This is a genomic window from Paenibacillus sp. CH40, from assembly GCF_024213605.1.
In the GTDB taxonomy this organism is placed as follows: domain Bacteria; phylum Bacillota; class Bacilli; order Paenibacillales; family Paenibacillaceae; genus Paenibacillus; species Paenibacillus polymyxa_B.
On record NZ_JANAVQ010000002.1, the window covers coordinates 62,068 to 80,264 of the forward strand.

Annotated in this window: 10 protein-coding genes; 2 read left to right on the forward strand and 8 right to left on the reverse strand. The window is 47.6% G+C overall.

The features are described from left to right. Nucleotides 1-5: 5 nt before the first annotated feature. The 7 genes from NLX73_RS06745 to NLX73_RS06775 are packed head-to-tail and all read right to left on the reverse strand — an operon-like array spanning nt 6 to nt 13,907. Nucleotides 6-3,035 (reverse strand): GAP1-N2 domain-containing protein, encoded by a 3,030-nt coding sequence (locus NLX73_RS06745; RefSeq protein WP_254325736.1) that lies wholly within the window; start codon nt 3,033-3,035, stop codon nt 6-8. Next, on the reverse strand, nt 3,032-4,297 hold the full coding sequence (locus tag NLX73_RS06750) for a TRAFAC clade GTPase domain-containing protein (RefSeq protein ID WP_254325737.1): 1,266 nt from the start codon (nt 4,295-4,297) through the stop codon (nt 3,032-3,034). Before NLX73_RS06750 ends, NLX73_RS06745 begins: the two co-directional genes overlap by 4 nt. 16 nt (nt 4,298-4,313) lie before the next feature. After that, the gene (locus tag NLX73_RS06755) at nt 4,314-4,967 is read right to left on the reverse strand and encodes a beta-mannanase (RefSeq protein ID WP_254325738.1); all 654 of its coding nucleotides are present in this window, start codon (nt 4,965-4,967) and stop codon (nt 4,314-4,316) included. 18 nt (nt 4,968-4,985) lie between these two features. After that, on the reverse strand, nt 4,986-6,275 hold the full coding sequence (locus NLX73_RS06760; protein WP_254325739.1) for a vWA domain-containing protein: 1,290 nt from the start codon (nt 6,273-6,275) through the stop codon (nt 4,986-4,988). 45 nt (nt 6,276-6,320) lie between these two features. Then, the gene (locus NLX73_RS06765; RefSeq protein WP_254325740.1) at nt 6,321-8,687 is read right to left on the reverse strand and encodes a transcription initiation factor TFIID; all 2,367 of its coding nucleotides are present in this window, start codon (nt 8,685-8,687) and stop codon (nt 6,321-6,323) included. 3 nt (nt 8,688-8,690) lie between these two features. Next, nucleotides 8,691-12,080, reverse strand: a complete 3,390-nt coding sequence (locus NLX73_RS06770) for a tubulin-like doman-containing protein (protein WP_061831354.1) — start codon at nt 12,078-12,080, stop codon at nt 8,691-8,693. Between the two features lie 24 nt (nt 12,081-12,104). Beyond that, complete coding sequence (locus tag NLX73_RS06775) at nt 12,105-13,907, reverse strand: vWA domain-containing protein (protein ID WP_165175449.1); 1,803 nt, start codon at nt 13,905-13,907, stop codon at nt 12,105-12,107. Nucleotides 13,908-14,207: 300 nt separating this feature from the next. Between NLX73_RS06775 and NLX73_RS06780 the strand changes: the two genes are divergently transcribed. Both NLX73_RS06780 and NLX73_RS06785 read left to right on the forward strand, forming a co-directional pair. Next, a complete protein-coding gene (locus NLX73_RS06780; protein ID WP_023988385.1) occupies nt 14,208-14,360 on the forward strand; it encodes a hypothetical protein in 153 nt (50 codons plus the stop codon). Next, nucleotides 14,353-15,270, forward strand: coding sequence for a hypothetical protein (locus tag NLX73_RS06785; protein ID WP_025724186.1), 918 nt, complete (start codon nt 14,353-14,355; stop codon nt 15,268-15,270). Before NLX73_RS06780 ends, NLX73_RS06785 begins: the two co-directional genes overlap by 8 nt. A gap of 139 nt (nt 15,271-15,409) precedes the next feature. Here the strand turns inward: NLX73_RS06785 and NLX73_RS06790 are convergent, their stop codons facing one another. Further along, nucleotides 15,410-18,166, reverse strand: coding sequence for a PHB depolymerase family esterase (locus tag NLX73_RS06790; protein WP_254325741.1), 2,757 nt, complete (start codon nt 18,164-18,166; stop codon nt 15,410-15,412). Nucleotides 18,167-18,197: the final 31 nt, after the last annotated feature.

Here is an 18,197-nt window from a genome sequence, read left to right on the forward strand (position 1 = left end):
GTTGCTTAGTCTGCACTCTTCACTTGAACCAGCGGGTATTCTTCTCCATCAACGGTAACCGTGCTAGCATCGTTCAGCTCAAGCCTTTGCCAAATGGTCAACAGCGTACGATAAGGATACTTCTTCAGATCGTACTCCTTTGTCTCTGTACCATCACCGGACGTGCTGCCTATGGTTTTATCGGCTGCTATACCACTACCCTCAGTAGAAATCTCCGAAGTCGAGCCTCCGTCCGTGTTGCCTGTCACTGCTCCAGACTGATCGCCGCTTGTTCCACTGGATGTACTACCACGAGCTGTTGAACCACTGTCCGTGGATTGTCCATCTGCTGTCGTACTTTTTGTAGTGGCGCTTCCAGTGATTACGTCACCGGATGGATCATTGTTCGCATTACTGGCAGCTTCCTTGCCGTTCTGTTCAGCAAGCGTAAAATTTTCGTATAAGTGCTCCTGTTGGTCCGCCCCGACAACGACGAGCTTCTTCGGCTTAAATTCTGCCTGCTCTGTCGATGTCTGAAACGCAAACAACAGCTTGACCATTTTCGTTGTGGACTTGGTATTAGGCACATGTGTCACTATCGCCGTAGGCTCCTCTTTTACGGGCACTGTAGGCTCTACAGGCTGTTGTACAGGCTTCGGAGCAGCAACAGGCGCAGGGGTGTCACCAGATCCGATCACCCCGGTTGCTTTCAGGCCGCCGAGCGTACCTACAATGACAATCAGCACGATCCCGGAAATCACCCCACCTTTACGAAAACGACGAAGTGTTTTGATCAACGGCGTGTCCGTCTCCCGCTTTGCTGCCAAATAGAAATTTTTAAAAGCAGGCTTTGCAGGTTCAAAATATTGACGCCACAGCGTTTTTTTATGCAGTCCCTCTCGTCCTTCCTTTTGGAAGAATAGAAGTAGCGCACGTCGATACGACGGTTCGAAACCGCCACGTGGAGTGGCAAACTCGGGGTGTTCTTCCGACCATCGGATAAAGCGGTACATCGTATCGTTATCCTTCGCCCATTTGCGGATCGAACTGACCAGACGAGCGAAGTCCAATATTCCTTCTCCCGGCCCGTCAGAACGATAGAATGCAGGCAACAGACGGGCAAAATGGCCTTCCGCAAGCTGCTGGGGCAGCCAGCCATACGCCCAATCCTGTACCTTTTCTACTTCGCCAGGCTCCAGGCCGTCCAGCACTGACGGTTCCGGTTCCTCCGTATTAAACCAATCGTAAGCCGCAATCAATCGCACTGCTTGTCCCTTGAGGGGAGCAGGCAGCTTTCCAACCCACTGCACCAAATCGGGCCGTGTAAAAAATGGAATCTGTACGACCTGATCGGGTGATATTTCTTTTAGCTCTACTTCGGTAAGTAAATACCGATCCGACGCTTCCTGCAGGCGCTCTGTCAATCCAGATTGCTCCAGCGGGGACAGTTTGCCTACGGCAGAGCTGCTGTCCCATTGACGCAAGCGTTGGTGAATGGCAGCCACAGCCTCTACTGGTTTTCTTTCGGCACGCAGTCTGCCCATCAGTGCAGATTCTGCCAAAAGCTGAAAATCGGCATTCGCCGACACTTCGATATACCGACTGCCCCATTCATGCACAACGGCCAGCAGCCCCTTGGCATCCGGTGTTCTTTTCATCTGACTGTCCATATAGGGAATGAACAGCATTTTTGTAAGCGCCGGATTACCCAGCACTTTCGTAAAATATGCCTTGCCTAATGACGGATTCTCCTCAATCGTATGGTAAATATACGTGACTGCTTCCGTATTTCTGGCAGTATAAGCATTGTTTAGCGAACGGATTAAATATTCCACCAACCGATTTTCGCTGCTGCGTGCATGAACTTTATAATAGTCCTTGAAACTATCGACTAGACCTACATCTGGAATATATCCATCCTTCACCCGATCAAATTCATGATCAAAAAACGATAGAAACAGATCATTCAGCCTCATTTTACGTGGCAGCGAATCGGGTGGCGATAAATAATCAGTCAAGCTTCGTAATACAGCGATTCGTTGTTCGTTGTATAATGCCCGCTCTCCCTGCTCAATTCTGTACAAAGTAATGAGCTCATGATAGCTGGATGGCGTCAAATCACGCCCTGCCTCCATACCTGTCAGCATTTGCTCGGCAAATTTGAAGAAATCATCCGGCGTCTCACCATTCAGCAGCGTACGGACAATCCAGTCAAAATACGGCTGTCTCACCTGCTCTGCATCCACATTAAGTATTCGACTATGGTTAGACAGGTCAAATACAAAGTCCTTTTCCACATTCCGATCACCGGGACGCAAACTAAAAGGCTCAACGAACATCAAGTGAATGCCTTTTCTGCTGTTCGGTTCCTGTGCATATGTAAGAAATCCGAGTCTGTTCCGAAATGCATAAGGCAGTGCCGCATACAGCACACCCAGCAGCTGCTTGGCTGAAGATCCGACCGCTTCTACAGGAACATTCAGCGCTACATATACCTTTTTGCGACCCGCTGCGGACATCATGACTGCGTATAAAAGCTGTTTGAACACCTCTTCGCTCAGCTGCAATTGAGCCAGCACTGTAGACGGGTCAACAGCCGGAAATACACTTCCACCCGGTAGACGCTCCAATTCTGGTAAATCCGTTCCCTGCTCAATATCATAGGTATCAACAAATGATGTGTTCAGCCACTGCTTATAGTCAGACGGAGATTCACCATGTCCGGCTGGAATCACATAGTTGTGCGTGAAAAAGGCGCTCCGCAGCCCAGTAAAATCCGCAGCCTTATAAATACTGCGGCCAAGCACTACATCCCCGGACTCCGTCCGTACCAGATGCATGGCTTCTGGATAGACGCTTTCCTGCTTCTCGCCACGCGCCGTCAAGGCAGCAGGCGCATCATATACACATAAGGGATGCAGCACCTTTTTAATAAAAGAAGCATCCAATCCTTTGGAATTAGCCACTGTATCGAAGCCTTCCGTAGAACGGAAAATTCCACGCCGTTCCCGTGTGTACATCTGCTGTTGTATCAAATGAGAGGTAGAATAACTCACTGTGATTCTCTCCCCTCAATGTACTTCAACTTATAAAGCAGCCAAATGAATGGCTCATCCACACGGATCGGACTAACCAATCCTTGCAGCTTTTGCTCCACCGGATTGCTACCCAGCGCGGAAACCGCGAAATAGGCTGTATCCGTAAAATATACATCCATCGTGCCCTTGAACGGCTTATCCACCTTTTCGATGAAGCGTCGAACTTCGCCATCAATGTTAGCGAACTCATCCAAATCCATATATTTGCGATGCTCCATCGGATTAAAAATATTGCTATTCCTCTTGATGTATGTGCCTTCTTCATCTGCCAATGCAGTAAGCATATCACTTTTGGTCAGGACGACAGCAGTCGGAATGTCCGTTTTCCCTTTTTCCTGATAAGCGATAAAATCACCGAACATCGTAAGTACGACATCACGCGGTTCATCATATTGCGAGACCCATTCACCCGGCTTATCGCCAAGATTAATCTTAATACGCTCCCGAATAGAGCGAATTTGCAGTGGATCGACCATAAAAAGAATACCTGCTGAATTCTTGATATGCTGTCCATGCAGTCCCAGATAGTCCTGATCTACCATTCCCTCACCGGCGACATCAAAAAATACCAGCGTCAGTGGCGGCTTTTCCTCATCCTTAAATACAAACTGGAAGATAAAAGGCTCCTGCATCTTTTCTTTTTGTGTCGATGTAAGCAGATCGCCTCGTTCAAATAGGGGTTCCTCATACATAGTGCGGAACTTTCGGCTGATCTCTGCATTGAGCGGCATGCAAGCCGCGTCAAAATGATCGGCTGTAACATGCTGCAACGTGTGAATCAGGGAGGTCATATAGACAGATTTCCCCGCCTGCGAAGCTCCAATAATGGAAATGATATTGCTAGGCACCTTACCCGCGGTCACGGGCAGCTCGTTATGGCAGTGCGGGCACAGTCGGTGGCGCGTCAGCTCGCCATAACGGTCCGTCAGTCCTGTCAGTACATGATCAGAATACAATCGATGTTCCTCAGGGACATCAAGGGGATGCAAAATCGCCTCCATATCATGCACACTGTCCAAGCCAAAACGCTCCCGATATTTGTTCAACAGCTCATCTTCACCTAAAGCGTAGTCCTCGTCATCTTCACGGTGATGAGAAGCACGGAATACCACGTCCTCCGGGGAGAATTTACTAAAGCAATAAGGGCACACAATATCATAAAATAACGGCCTTGGCGCTGCCTGTGGCTTTCTTCTGAATAAATTACTAAGAAAACTCATCGGTTGCGGCCTCCTTTCATTCAGGAACTAATTCATATACCGTGCCATATTTCTGGCCGTCTGTAAAAAACAGCCGCACATATTCATCTCCCCCCACTTCAACAGCGGGTAAAACATTCCGTCCCGCGGCAAAGGGTGCCGTGAATGGATACAAGGTTCCATCGTCCCGGTCTGCGGGATAGCCCCCGCGCTTCTTCACGTAGCAAAGCGCCTCCTGCGGGACAGGAACTTCGGCTGTCACCTGAATCTGGACGGTTTTGCGGCTGCGAAACCAGCTTTTTTTATGGTGAACCGCATATCTGATTTTAGCCCTCCCCGTACTCAACTCCAGTTGGTTGGCTCCATCTTGCTGACGGATCACGTAAGTATCTCCATCCTCCCGAACAGCCGGATACACGGTATACCGTACGCGTCCAATGCCTTCAATTCGGTCACGATAGCTACCAGCAGCCTTATACTCCTCGCGTGTAAACAGTTTTAGGCTTGAAAAAGGCGGTAAAACTTCACCCTCATTTTGCCCATTCACACCTGCATCGGCTGATTGTTTTGCAATATATACCACGGCTGCGCCCTCAGGCCACTGCCAGCGCAACACAACCCGGTTGTCATCAATTTTGTGGCTCAGCTCCGAAATAACAGGATCACCGGGCTGTGCTTCCCTATACTGCATAAGTTCCAGCCTCCCGTTCTAAAATCCACTGCTGCGTCGATTGCGCGTTGGGGCTTCCGGTGCCCCTCTCCGGCGTCCTGACGGCGCTCCCTGACTTCCTCCACCGGAAGATCGGCGAGTATTTTCCGCAATTGGCAGAACAAGCGAAAAAACAGCAATAAGGGCCGCCAGTACGAGCGCTGCCACCAAACGAATCATCAAGTCGCCTATAGGCGAGCCAGATAATCCCTTTTCCAAAATAAAGCCAGCGAGCAAGCCTGCCGGGACTCCTCCAATCGCAAAATTCCGCGCGAGAAAACGGTTATCAAACATCAGCCCAAGAGCTAATCCTAATAGAGCGCCGATAATGACCAGAGCCGTTACGCGATAAATGGCAAAATACAGACTGTCGGCATACTCACCTGTCCGCTCCGTTACCAGTGTGCGATCACCGATTTTGTTATATATTTTACCGAACGCCTGAGTAAGTCCTTGGGCATTGGCTACATTAGAATAAGTTCCGCCTGTCAGGTCAGCAATATTTTGCAATAAGGCTATACCATCCGACTCTGCCAGCTTCAGCCCGATCGTATTGATCGGAATCTGGCGGGCGATATAAGGAGCCAATGCCGTCTGGGTATCCAGCTCGCTAAAGCCGTCAGAGAGCATAATAACGAGAGAACCTTTTTCTGCATTGCCTTGGGTTTCAATCTCCTTGATCGTCTCATCCAAAGCAAGTCCGATCTCTGTACCGCCTGACATTATAGTCTGCATACTATCAATTTTGGAATAAACCGCTTGCTTCTCTGCATCTGTGCGAATGGGAGTAAACGACTGAACCAACTGCGCAGTAGAATCAAATGAAACAATGGCTACCCGCTTGTCTCCATCCATTTGGCCAATTAGACTCTTGGCAGCCGTTAGGCGTTCATTATCAGGATCTGTTTGCTGCATACTCCCGGAATTATCAATCACAAGCACGAGGTCCTGTACGCTCTTGCGCCCTTCAGGATTAACCTGGTAGCCCAACTCCAATAGCAGACCTGCCACGAACAACATCACCAGCGTAGCAGGCACCAGTAACTTCCAGGATAACCCGGAGTAGCGCTGCCGCCATGAATGTCCATTTAACTGTGGCGAAATTAGTTCGCCGATCAGACAACCTAGGCCAATGCACAGTGCCATGATGCCAAAATACAGCCCGATCACGACGATATGCGGCCAGTGCCCTATCAATTTGTGAAGAATAAGCTCTCCCAAGATGAAGCCTACTACAGCGCCCAGCAAGCCGAACAGCAATAGGAGAACGTTAAATTTACGCTGCTTCATAAGAATCGTTGCTTCCTTCCATCATAAAGTAGGATGAATATGTGGTTACCGCAATTCCGGCAACCGGTCCACGTCGATTCCGTGAAACACGAAACCATTCGCAGTATATGTCTCATAATACGTTTTGCCGTTGCGGTAAACCATCAGATCCTCCAGATGGAAGCCGCCCATCAAATGCAGCTTTTCCACCCCGCTGCTGCGACGCTCATGTACAAAACCCAGCTTGTAAATACGCGAAGTAATGTCCACATCCATTGCATAAGGAAGAAATTCGCCTTCGTAGTCACCAAAGAAGTACTTTTCTTCATACCGATGCTCATGGGTATAGTCGAGCAAACGTACGTTAATTCCGCCATGTTCCTCTAACGTTTGATACAGTTTTTTAAACAGCTCATCCTTCGGAACGACCAGCCGATTTTCATATGCAGCAGCTACATTCGCACGCCGCAATAATTCTTCTTCAAAGGTCTGATTAAACGGCTGTGAACTGAGAATCAAGGTTCGACAGGTCTGCGTAAGTCGATCCACCAATGCAGACAGGCCCCCGTCCAGCAATCCGGATACAGGCCCCATATGCCGGGTATCAAAAAATATAGATTTTCCCCGCTTGCTTTCCAGCTCACGCATGACATCCTCCGTCACACGCTCGTAATACTCGAACAGGTTTTGACCTGTGTAACTATCGGCCTGCCGGATACTGTCCGTTGCAGCTTGATGCAGTTCACGCTCCAGGCTGGAAAGCTGTACTGTAATATGCTTCGCCTGCGCATGCCATTTTTCTAGTGCCAGTTCATAGCGGCGGAGCAGCTCCAAATCGGCTTGGATTCGCAGCATGTGCAGTTTGTGCCCGTAAACCGTCTCGGTCAGGTAACGAATCAAGCTGCGCACATTATGCTTATCCATGAGTGGCAATCGTTGAAAAGGTTGGTCCTCCACTCGCCCGCTATACAGGGTGTCCAGTTCAGCGGCACTAATCTGCAAGTCATTGGACGTATCCCGAATCAGTCCACGAATGGCTGTAAGCACATTCCCTGTTTTATTTTCATCCGTCCAGTCTGTCAACTCGAATAAGCCGATTTCGGGATATTCCTTGGCAGCTGCGTTCACAGCCGACTGTAGACCTGATTCCGCCTGAAAATCTCCTAACCGTTTGTGCACAATCCGTTCACAGTTATCGCGGAAAAAAGCTTCGCAGCCCTGACCAAACAAGGCTTCCTCCGCCTCACGTAATGTCATTCGCTTCAACGAGCCGTAGCTGGCTCCGCTGGTCATCAGTGCGCTCATGTCTGTGATCGCTTCATTACCAGGAACGAGATCATTTCGCGTGCGACCGCGCTCAGCAGCATCTAACCCAAAATAATTCAGCTTATCGCGTATGTCCCACTCCTGCTCTGTTCTCATACGCTCTAACAGCTTCACATAAAAGTGATACAGCACCGTAAGTGCGATTGACTGGTTAGGGCGGTTGACTCGGGAAAATCCAGCCGACACATAACCCTGTCGCCCGGATTCCGTCATGATGTTGTTTTTAAACGATGTATTGTTGTATCCCCCATCCTGTGACCGATAGGAATCTCCTGCCTGATAGCGATTTTTAAGAAGCTGAATATGGCAAATGATGTCACAGCTTTCTCGCAGGCTATTCGGCACCGTTACGCCGCGTTCGTTCTTGTCGGACAGCACATAGACGAGGTCGAACAACGGTGATGGAGCATGGGTTACTGGAATGGTCAATTTGTCCTCAGTCATATGAAGCGGTGCCGTAAACGTATACTCTGGACTCTGGATATAGTCCAACTCCCGCATGAAAGCAACGGACGTTGCACTACGGTAGCCGAATTGGACAGCCTGATCGCTTTCATTCACCAACACATACAGATCCATTTGTACCGATTTAAAAGACTGTGCAAAAATATACTCCGCCAACAGCGTAATTTCAGGGATTAATACGTTCATGGGGTCATCCGCTGTCGTCAAAATCGACAAATGAACACGCTCGAACGAAGAATACAACCGACCGTAATCTGCCAGATGTCCACTAGCCCGGCGCAACGCAGTGTTAAGCTCAATTAGCTGCGATTCATGTGTATAAAAAGCCTGGTGCAAGTCACGGCGTATCGTTTGGTGGCCACTTTCCTCCGGTACCGCTATCGTATGCACAATAGCATCCACCGAACGATCTACAGCCGCATGTTCTTCCTGCGAGCGGATCTGAATATACGTTACTCCCGTGCTGTTATCCCACTTGGTCCGGTTGATATCTGCAATGGTGTTCATCACCGGGTTCATGCGATCACCGATAAAAAGAAACACGGACGGGAAATGGATGCTGCTGCGTCCATCCCCGCTTCCGATTAATTGGTCCTCTGCGGCTGCATAGTCAGCCGCATAACGTAACAGCTGCTCTCTCATACTTTATTTCAACTTTCTGCGGATGTCGTTTAATTTTCCAGCCATTTGAGCATAAAATGCATATAGTTCTGCTCCGTTAGCCAGCTCCACCTTTTCATATTCCAATTGATTGCGGGCCTCTGTGTAAGTCGCAGCCAGTTCATCCAGCTTCGACAGCAGTGGTGTAATATCCTCCGATGAAGTCAATACAGCATCACGGCGATCGGCCTTACGCATTAGAGCTGCAAATTTCTTTTCTTCCAAACCGCGGAAGTTTGTAAACACTTCAAACTCCACATAATTACGGCTCTTCATGACATTGGCAAACGGCTCCCAAGCCTCTTCCTCTTCGTCACGATCATAGACGTACAAAGCACCTTTTTTTGTAATCGTGTCCGTATAGAGTGCCTGAATGAACTGATCCAGCCATTTTTCTTCATCCTGATATTTGCCCAGCAAAGCTTCCAGTTCAGTGGCTTTCGCTTCAATTTGTGTATATTTCGCCAGTTCTTCACGAACCACCTGTGTTAACTCTGGTGAACGGATCAGGTTTTCCTTCGCCATCTCTTCATTGATGCTGCCAAAGATGTCCTTGCTTCCGGCCTGCTCCAGCCCTTCAGCCAGCAGACGTTTCAACTCAGACCATGCTCTTTTCACCTCACCCAAATTCGGCTTGGATTCCTGCAAGCGCATATCGTAGCCTGCCAGCATCGCATTCAGATCTAGCGCATGTGAACGGATCACAGTGAAGCGGCTGCTCGTATTTTGATCGACATCCTTTTCCCGAATCACGCCAAGTGACTTGGCACGGTCAAAATCATTACGAATGCGGGCATTGTAAGCTTGCACACGCGAATTGACGTAAGTTTCGCCCCATGACTTTTCAGGAATCGGCGACGGCAGATTAGTCCAGTTGTTCTGACCTGTTTGTACCAGATGGCGGCCAATACCTTCGCGGTCAAGAATCGTTTTTTCATAGCTTTCTTCATACACTTTGAGCGGCGTATATACAAACAGAGGAACACCATTACGCGTATTGAGCCAGAAAATCCGGTTACGAACTTCACTCTCTTTAATAGTAAAGTGTGATTTGCCAATTGCATTATTTTGATAATTGCGAACGCCTTTCAGGATATTAGGTGACTGTACAGGTACTGAAACGAATCCCCATGACGGGAAGTACAAGTTGCCAGAGCTATTGCTCAGATGAAACACAGGTACAGCTTCCTCATCCAGTTTGCTCGCAATGTAGCGCTCCACAAATTTTTCAATGGCTTCATCTTGCCCGTATTTCATGACGAGGAAATCTTCCATGGAACGGGTAATGAGATCACCGAACTTATCAGTCAAGAAATTGGAGATTGAGCTGATGATGTCCATATCCTGATCCTTCACCCATTGATCTGAATTTTCGAGCAATTCTTGGGCAAAATCACGAATCAAATCATCACCGTTGCGGTTATCAAGCAGCTTAGTCACAACTTCAGAAATATCCGGTACACTTACCAGATTCCAATAGTACGTTTTGTTACCTTTGTGATCGGACTGTTCCTCGCCGTTAATCAGCAGATCGCCATTCTTCTCGAAAATTGCGCTCAGCGCGTTCAAAATTTCAGTAAATACATTATAAATGCGGCTATTTTCCTTGTTCAACAGGTCATACAGGTCTTCATAAAACTCAATGAGCTGCTCTGTACGTTCCACATCAGCCCGCAGCCAATACTCATTAATTTTCGCTTCGATGTACGCATTTTTCTTTTTATCCTTAGACACAAACGCGCTCTTGGCATCGCCCAGCTTTTCGTTCGCCTGCTCACGCGCCCATTCAATGTCCGTTGGAATACGATGCAGTGATTCACGCAACGTTTCAACATATGAAAGCAGCATTTTCAGCAAGCTAAATCCTTTTTCAGTATAAATCATGCGGGATACATAAAACGGCCCTTGCTCAGGATGGAGAAACATCCGGCGAATTTGATCCGTAAACTGTCCTGTAATTTCACCAGGAAGCTGCTTCTTCGCTTTGATATACTCTTCGCGGGCACGCGTCAGGAACGTTTGCTCCAGCTCGGTGTCCATATTGACCACTTGCATTTTAACGACATTGCTATAACTTAACCGTTCACTGTTTTCAAAGCCTGGAAGTGGCTCAGGTACACGGGATTCAAAGTTTTTGATCATACTATCCAGATCCACGCCCAGCTTGCGGGCAAACTTCTCTACATCCTCTTGATTTGGCGATTGCTCGAACATTTTGGACATTTTGCCAAACATTCGATAGGCCAGATATGTCGTCATTTCCTCCATTGGCAGTACCGCAGAGGAAGCCCCGATAATATTGTAATCGTAGTTTGCCGGATACGCCTTATTCATTTGTGCGATGTTGGTACGGATATTGCTGATATAGTCATGAATGGCAAACTCTTCGCCCGACTGTTTTTCCTCACTCGCCATAAAGTTAGTGATGTTCTCAGCGGTGACATTCATGCAGTAATCATAAGCATTTTCCAATAGCTTGCCTTCCGTATTCGTGGCCGAAATGAGGTGGCACAGATTAAACGGTGGAAGCGGCGAGTTCACGGTCAAAATGTTGCCGTACTGCTGCTTAAAACGTTCACCACGGCTGTCTACATTCATCCAATAGTCCAGTTCTTTCAGTGCAGCATAGCCGTTCTTTTTAATATATTCACGGGTATGCTCGCTCAGGCTTTTGTTCGCCAAATTAATATCCGGTGTAAACAGATAACCTAATGTATTTACACGGTCTACGCCTGCAGAGCCATAGTCGCGCTCAATAATTCCTCGGACGATATATGAAATATCGAGGAAAGTACCGCTTCCTGTACCGCCGGACAAACCGGACAGCAGGAACACCATAAGCTTCTTGTTGGTGCCTTCAGACAGGGTTTTGATTTTTTTGTCAATGCTTTGTACGACCTGATTGATTTTGGTGAACAGCAGCAATCGTCCTGCCTGCCGCACCCCTGCCGCACCATTCATACCATCGGTAATGCTTAGTTCGGGAGACAGCCAATCGGTAATGTACGGCTCAAGAATGCTGCGGTTTTGCAGCAATCCACCGATCTCCGCATTGGATAGCAGTACAAACTCATTGATAGGGTCCAAACCAATCCCTTTGTATTTTTTGTTGCGATCTTGTTCATTCGTTTCAAAAGCGAGAAATTCCACATTGTCCGGTTTATCACTCTTTTTCTTGGAAATCGGATCTGCTGGAAGCTTGAATCTACGGTTAATTTGATATTTCAAGCGGAGAAGGGCATCAATCCCCGTTCCTCCGAGTCCGATAATTAAAATAGGATTATCAATAGTATCAACTCTGATCTTATCGCTTACGATCCCTCCGCCGAGTGATACGTCTAATTGTTGGATATGCTCTCTAACTACTGGTTTCATAGATATGACCTCCTAAGGGTTCGTTTAGCTGTTTACTGAAATAAACTCCAGTAAAATGGTTTTGTCCACACTGGCTAACGGAATCGTCAGACGATCACCGTTTTTGAGTTCAAGACCGTTGCCTGTGTCAACAGCCCGTCCGGATTTTTCAATCGTAATCTCGGGGGTACTGCGCACAATGATACGATCCTGATTGGCTGGTGTGAACACGACCTTGTCGGTTCCAGCAAATTCCGGTGCCAGTTGCAGCAACTGGTGCAGATTAAATTTGCCCCGGAAGGTGTTCAGCTTCTTGTATTGCGGATACGTTTTTTCGCCGGTGTTCTCATCCCGGATTTCCAGTACGATTTGACCGACAAAGCCACGGTTGGCCTTTTTGACAGCCTTCCAGATGAAATACGCGGCAACCAGCAGAACGAGCAGTCCCAGCCCTAAAAGAATGAGTGGCATTAGCTTGGACTTTTCAGCAGGTGTTGTTGGCTGCGTCGTGCCCGTATTCGTACCGCTCGTCGCCCCTGCTTTAGCACTGATGGTTACAGGCTGTGTTTCACGGTAAAAGCTCTTCTCCTCTGCTCTAACGGTTAGTTCGTAGTCATGCTCATCTGGAATCGTATAGGAACCGGTAAAAGAATCCCCTGCATTGGTTAACGGCACCTCATTCGTTGTACCGGAATCCAGATCCTTGACCTTCAGAACAGCATTCATATTCGCATACAATTCCTGATCCTGAAGCTGCTGGCTATTGCTCGTCAGGTAGGAACGAATTTGAACTGCATCGCCTTTTTTGTATGATTTGGCTGACGGTGCGTCCATTTTCAGCTCCAAATCATAGTTAAACACCAGATTAATATCAATCTGATCCTGCTGGACTCCCTTGACTTGGAGCTTCCAGTCACCAGCCACAGGCTTAAGCAGTTTAATCAGCGAGTAGCTTTTGGACTTGGACAGCAGCACATCGCTCGAAGGAATTGGCTTGGTGTTGCCCGACGGGTCTATCAATCTCGCATCCACCGGTTTTGAGGACATGATCGAGATGTTAGCCTCCAGCACACTATCGTTCGGTACGGTTACCGTTACATCCTGATAGTCACCGTTTGCCGTAATGGACTGCAAAGGCACCACTTTCAACTTCAAATTGCTGGCGAAAATTTCACTCAAAATGTTCGGCAGGTCATCCGCTGAGCTTGTAATAAAAGATTTGCCGCCCGTTTGCTGCGCTATGTCGGCGAGCTTATTTTTATTCAGCTTTCCATCTGCATTCAAACCGATGGTGTAGATTGGAACGCCGTTATTTTTAGCCTCAGCTACAGCCTGTGCCATATCTTGATCGGATTGGCTTTCGGTTCTGCCTGTCGTCTTATTAAAATCGTTGTTACCGTCGGCCAGCATGACGATCATAGGCGCATGTCCAGCTGTTTTACCATCTTGCAAAATGCGGATCGCTTCCTTGACACCCACGGAGGTGTCAGTATACGCCCCCCGGTTCAGTCCGTCAATAAACGTCTTCAGTTCCTGCTTATCCGCTTCGGATGTAATATTAAGCAAGGCTTTCTCTCGCTGTACGACATCCGTATACGCTACAATCCCGACTTTGTCATTTTGCGTCGACAGCATATCAATGAACATTTTCATGGCTTCATTGCCAATTTTCCCAGGATCACTGGTGTTCATCGAATTACTTACATCGACGACCAGTACCGCATCCACCTTAGAAGCAGAGGGTGAAGCGGCATTCGCCATCTGTGGCTGCCATGCCAAAATCGAGGTCATGATCATTGTACATATGATTCCGATGACCAAAAACCATTTTCTGTCTCTACTAAACATCGCTTGTACCCCTTTGCCGGTTAATTCTCATTCTAAATTACAGTTGTACTCCCCTACTATTAAATTATAATGAGTTTTACATGAGCGCCAGCTGAAAATACTGCCCGAATGGTCTGAATCCAACCAAAAAGCCTGTTATACCGCGTGATTTTACCAATATCCTGCAGTAATGATATAATTATACCCCAACAAGGGCAATCGGGCACCAGCCTTCTCCTTTATACGACAAAAATGACAGTAGCGAAACCCGCCCATGTAAAATATTGAAGTAAAAATCCAAGTAGAAAGAGGAAGTACACTATGATCTCATACGGATGTCTGGCGATTATGTTTCTTTTTGTCGCCATCAAATCACTAATTTACTATATACATAAAAAACGGGCCCCGTCGATTACACAAATCGACACCGAGCTTCTAGCACTGCTGAACCGGAGAAGTGAGCGCAATGAATAGTTCCAAACAAGCTGTACAATTTCGCCCATTTACCCGCACAGAGCACGCCTTCCAAAAGCTAAGAGTCTGCAAGCGTTGTGGGCAATTTACCGCCCTTTGGGAAGAAAAGTGCACATCATGTGGTCGGGATACACTAGTTCCTGTAGAGCAATATGCCAGACTCAGAGCCAAACGTTATTTTCGTAAAGACCTTGCTGTCAGTGTCATATTGCTGGCCGCTACTGTCTTTTTCGGCCACTCACCGCAACAAATGCTTTTGTGCGGTATCGTCGGTGCGCTTCTTTTGCTGCCCTTAGTGCTTCTACAGCAGGGTATTTATCCTTATGAACAGCGTAGGCAGCTTATACGTCTGTTCAGAGGTCGTATAGGGCAGATCCAGGAAGGACTAAACGTTAATCATAAAAACGCGGTTGCCCTGCGGCAACTCAGTGAGCGTGTCTCCTATGAAATGCTGCGTGAGATGGCTGTACTCATTCACAATGATCGGATAAGGCTCCAGCAGGTCGCCCTGCTGCAATCTTTCGTTCTCCGCAAAGACATGGAATTAACGCTCGATCCCCTCCTGATCAAGAGCTTCGAGCCGCTTATGGTCAGATATATCGGAGAGATTGCCAGACTCAATCGTGAGCTGATCAAGGACCGGACATTCCGATACGTAGTCTTTTATGAGCGCCGAATTCTGGAATTGGCAGGGGGCGAAGATATTCTCGTCCGCGTAGCCAGTGCAGCTGTCCGTAAAAAGCGCTACGTAGTCACCCATGCCGCTTTCATTTCCAGATATGTACGCAAACTGCCAAAGGAACGAGTCCAGCGTTTATATCATATCATTCAAGAGAATCCGTTAGAACCCTTTGGAGATTTGGCCGATGAAGTAAAGATCATGTACCTGATGGAGCAATATAAAAGCTAAGCTGCCACAATACCCTTCTTTATATGACGTCATCTCGATCACAAATCACTGCAATGAACCAGCAAAAAACCGTCAGGATCGCCAACGTGCCTCCAGACGGTTTTTTTAATTATGGATTATTATAACATTGTTATCTTTTTTATTGGCCTTGCAGTTTTTGCTGCGCATGTCGAATGGAAGTAAAGTTAAAAGCACGCACACCCTTGCTATCATACACAATAATCTCTTTATTCAAATATGGGTGTAGACCATTAAAATATCCAGGCATAATCAGTCTGCGCATAAATAGGTTTTTACCCAGCATACGGGGTGAATTGGTCGCTACGACAAGCATTTGCTGGTACGCAGACCATGGGCTAGGTTGAATATATGACAGACAATACTCGCCTGCCGTAAAGTCGTCGCCCAATGTATACCCTTCCTCCGTACATGTAATTTGCAGATCGGCTTGGTGCTTCTGAAGCAGCTCATGTCTGGACAAGCCCGAAGTGATACAAATCACGTTGCTATCAGCCAGTGCTTCCTCCGTAATATCATTAGAAGACACCACGGGATAATGAACACCGATATACGGATTCCAAGTTGCTGTTCGTGGGCTAGCCAAGGCGTTCGCCGTCCGTCTCACCGCCTGCTCTTCCTCCGGTGTAGCATAGCTGGATGGAAGGACAATGTGAAGACGATCCATATAAACGTCAAGCACACCCATACCGTGGCTCAAAACGTTTCTTCCCACGCTTTTCGAATCCACCGTTTTCATTTTGGCATCCGATTCTTTTGTAAAGCATCCACTGCTTTCTTCCTCCCGTTCGGCAATCAAACGGTATTCAGGTGAGGGGCGTTTATGTGACTGTGTTTTAACAAAGCGAAAGCGGCTGTATTCCCGCAAGTCCAACACGAAAATACGGGCTCCGATACGAACCTGGGCCAGCTCCAAGGGCATGACCTCTTGAGAAAGATGAATGATAAATTCTTCGGCGTGAACTGCCTCGATATCCAACTCACCTGTGGCACTCATTTCACCGTACAACTCGGCATATTCCTCATTTTCATCCATTCGCGTCAGTTCCAGCCAGTAAGCCCGGTTATGTCTCCCCCGTTCCGTCCGATAGGCAATACGCTGAGGTACGACATCTCTTTTCCATTGCATAAGCCAACCCAGTACGCCGTCCAGAAGTCTCAGCTCATGCGTATCCCAGTGATTAGACTGCCGCTCTACAACACCTCTAAAATGATCAGATAGAAGCTCTGTTACAGGGGCTGTGTATGCTTGTGCAAATAAGTAATCCTGATCTCCGCATACATTCAATATTGGCATATTCAACAGATTTATCAGATGCTTAGGATGTGGCGCTCCAGAGATAACCGCAATAGCCGCAAACCGAGAAGGATAAGCCTGTGCCATCGCCCAGGCAGCATATGCTCCGTTCGAATAACCCGTCAGATAGATCCGCTCTTCGTCCACTCGGTACGCTTGCAATATGACATCCAGCGCCTCCAAAAAAGCAGCTTCTCCAATATAACTGCCCAACGTTACACCACGGCATGAAAAAGTAACAAATATAGCTTCCTCTTCCCAGCCTTGCCCAAAACCTCGATTCTGAAAATCCGGCAAACCCAGCTCATATCGCTTGCCTGGCATCAGAACGATCAGAGGATACTGTCGGTCAGTCGAATAGTTTCTGGGAAGCTGAATGGTATAGCGTTGCAAACTATTGTCCAAACGGGAGACAAAAAATCCTTCCCCAATTCCGTCATTAGACAAAAAAATGTGTTCTTCTTGAAGTAAGGATGGGGGCTGTGACTGTTCGGTATGTCCATTTGTGAAGATCTGTTTTAATAGCTTGATATATTCACGCACAATCCGGTAATCCCAGATTTCAAAAGGATCTTCCGGCAAATCCGTTAACCTTTTTAATTCTTCAAGCAGGCCCTCTATTTGTATTTTCTGCGCAGAAGGAAGAATATCTATAGCGCGGGCTTGAATGTACCGGTCATACTCTTCCTGCAAGCCCTCCACGACGACTGACAAAGGCCGCACAAGTGCCGAATACACAAAATGATGCTCCACAGCCTCATGATCCCGATATGTAACGGTGAAGTGCAGCATTCCCGTATTCCTGGCCTTTTCCTCATCCCAGTCATAGCTTTGCTCCTGCTCCCAATGTGCTGGAAAGCGATCCAGCTTCATGCCTTCATCATTCGTTACCTCGACCCATAACGTTTGATCTAAGGGAAGATCTATCCGATCCTTACGCAGTAAATAAAATAAGATCGGGCTGTCTTCACCCTCCCTGCCAGCACTTTTCTCAACCTCTAGCCATGCCATATGAAAACGTATATTACGCTCTACAAATTCACGATGCAGTTCTGCCACATCTGGTTCGTTGCATACCTGATTTCCACTGATACGAATAGAGCGGGCCTCCTCAGGAATAAACGCAGCAATGATAACTATCGTGTGATCGCCTTCCTCCAGATACAAGCGAAAAGGACCCGATTCTGCATATACCAGTGTGCCATCTATCCAAATTTGTCCCGTTCCTTCAAAGGGTCTGAAAATCACTTCCTGTGCAGCCATACAACGAAGATTTGAAACCAGCAAAAGCCTTTCTTGTTCGGCCAAAGGCGGAAAAACACCTAGATTCAGTTCCGCAGTCCGAGGGTCTAGCTCGGTCAGTAATCGGCACGCTGCCTTTCCTCCGGCTGAAAGCTCTATTCCTTCTTCACCACAAGCATTTTCCAAATTCCAATCCTCATGGGCAAAATAATTGGACCATTCCCTGCCCACACCGCAATTTTCCGGGAGCATGACCGGACCGACTGCATAAGCAGACCTCAGACGTACCGGATGATCCGACAGCACAGTTGTTGCTTTTTCCAGATGTGTGAACCTCATAACATTCCCCCTCCAGGTTTTTGTTTCCTCA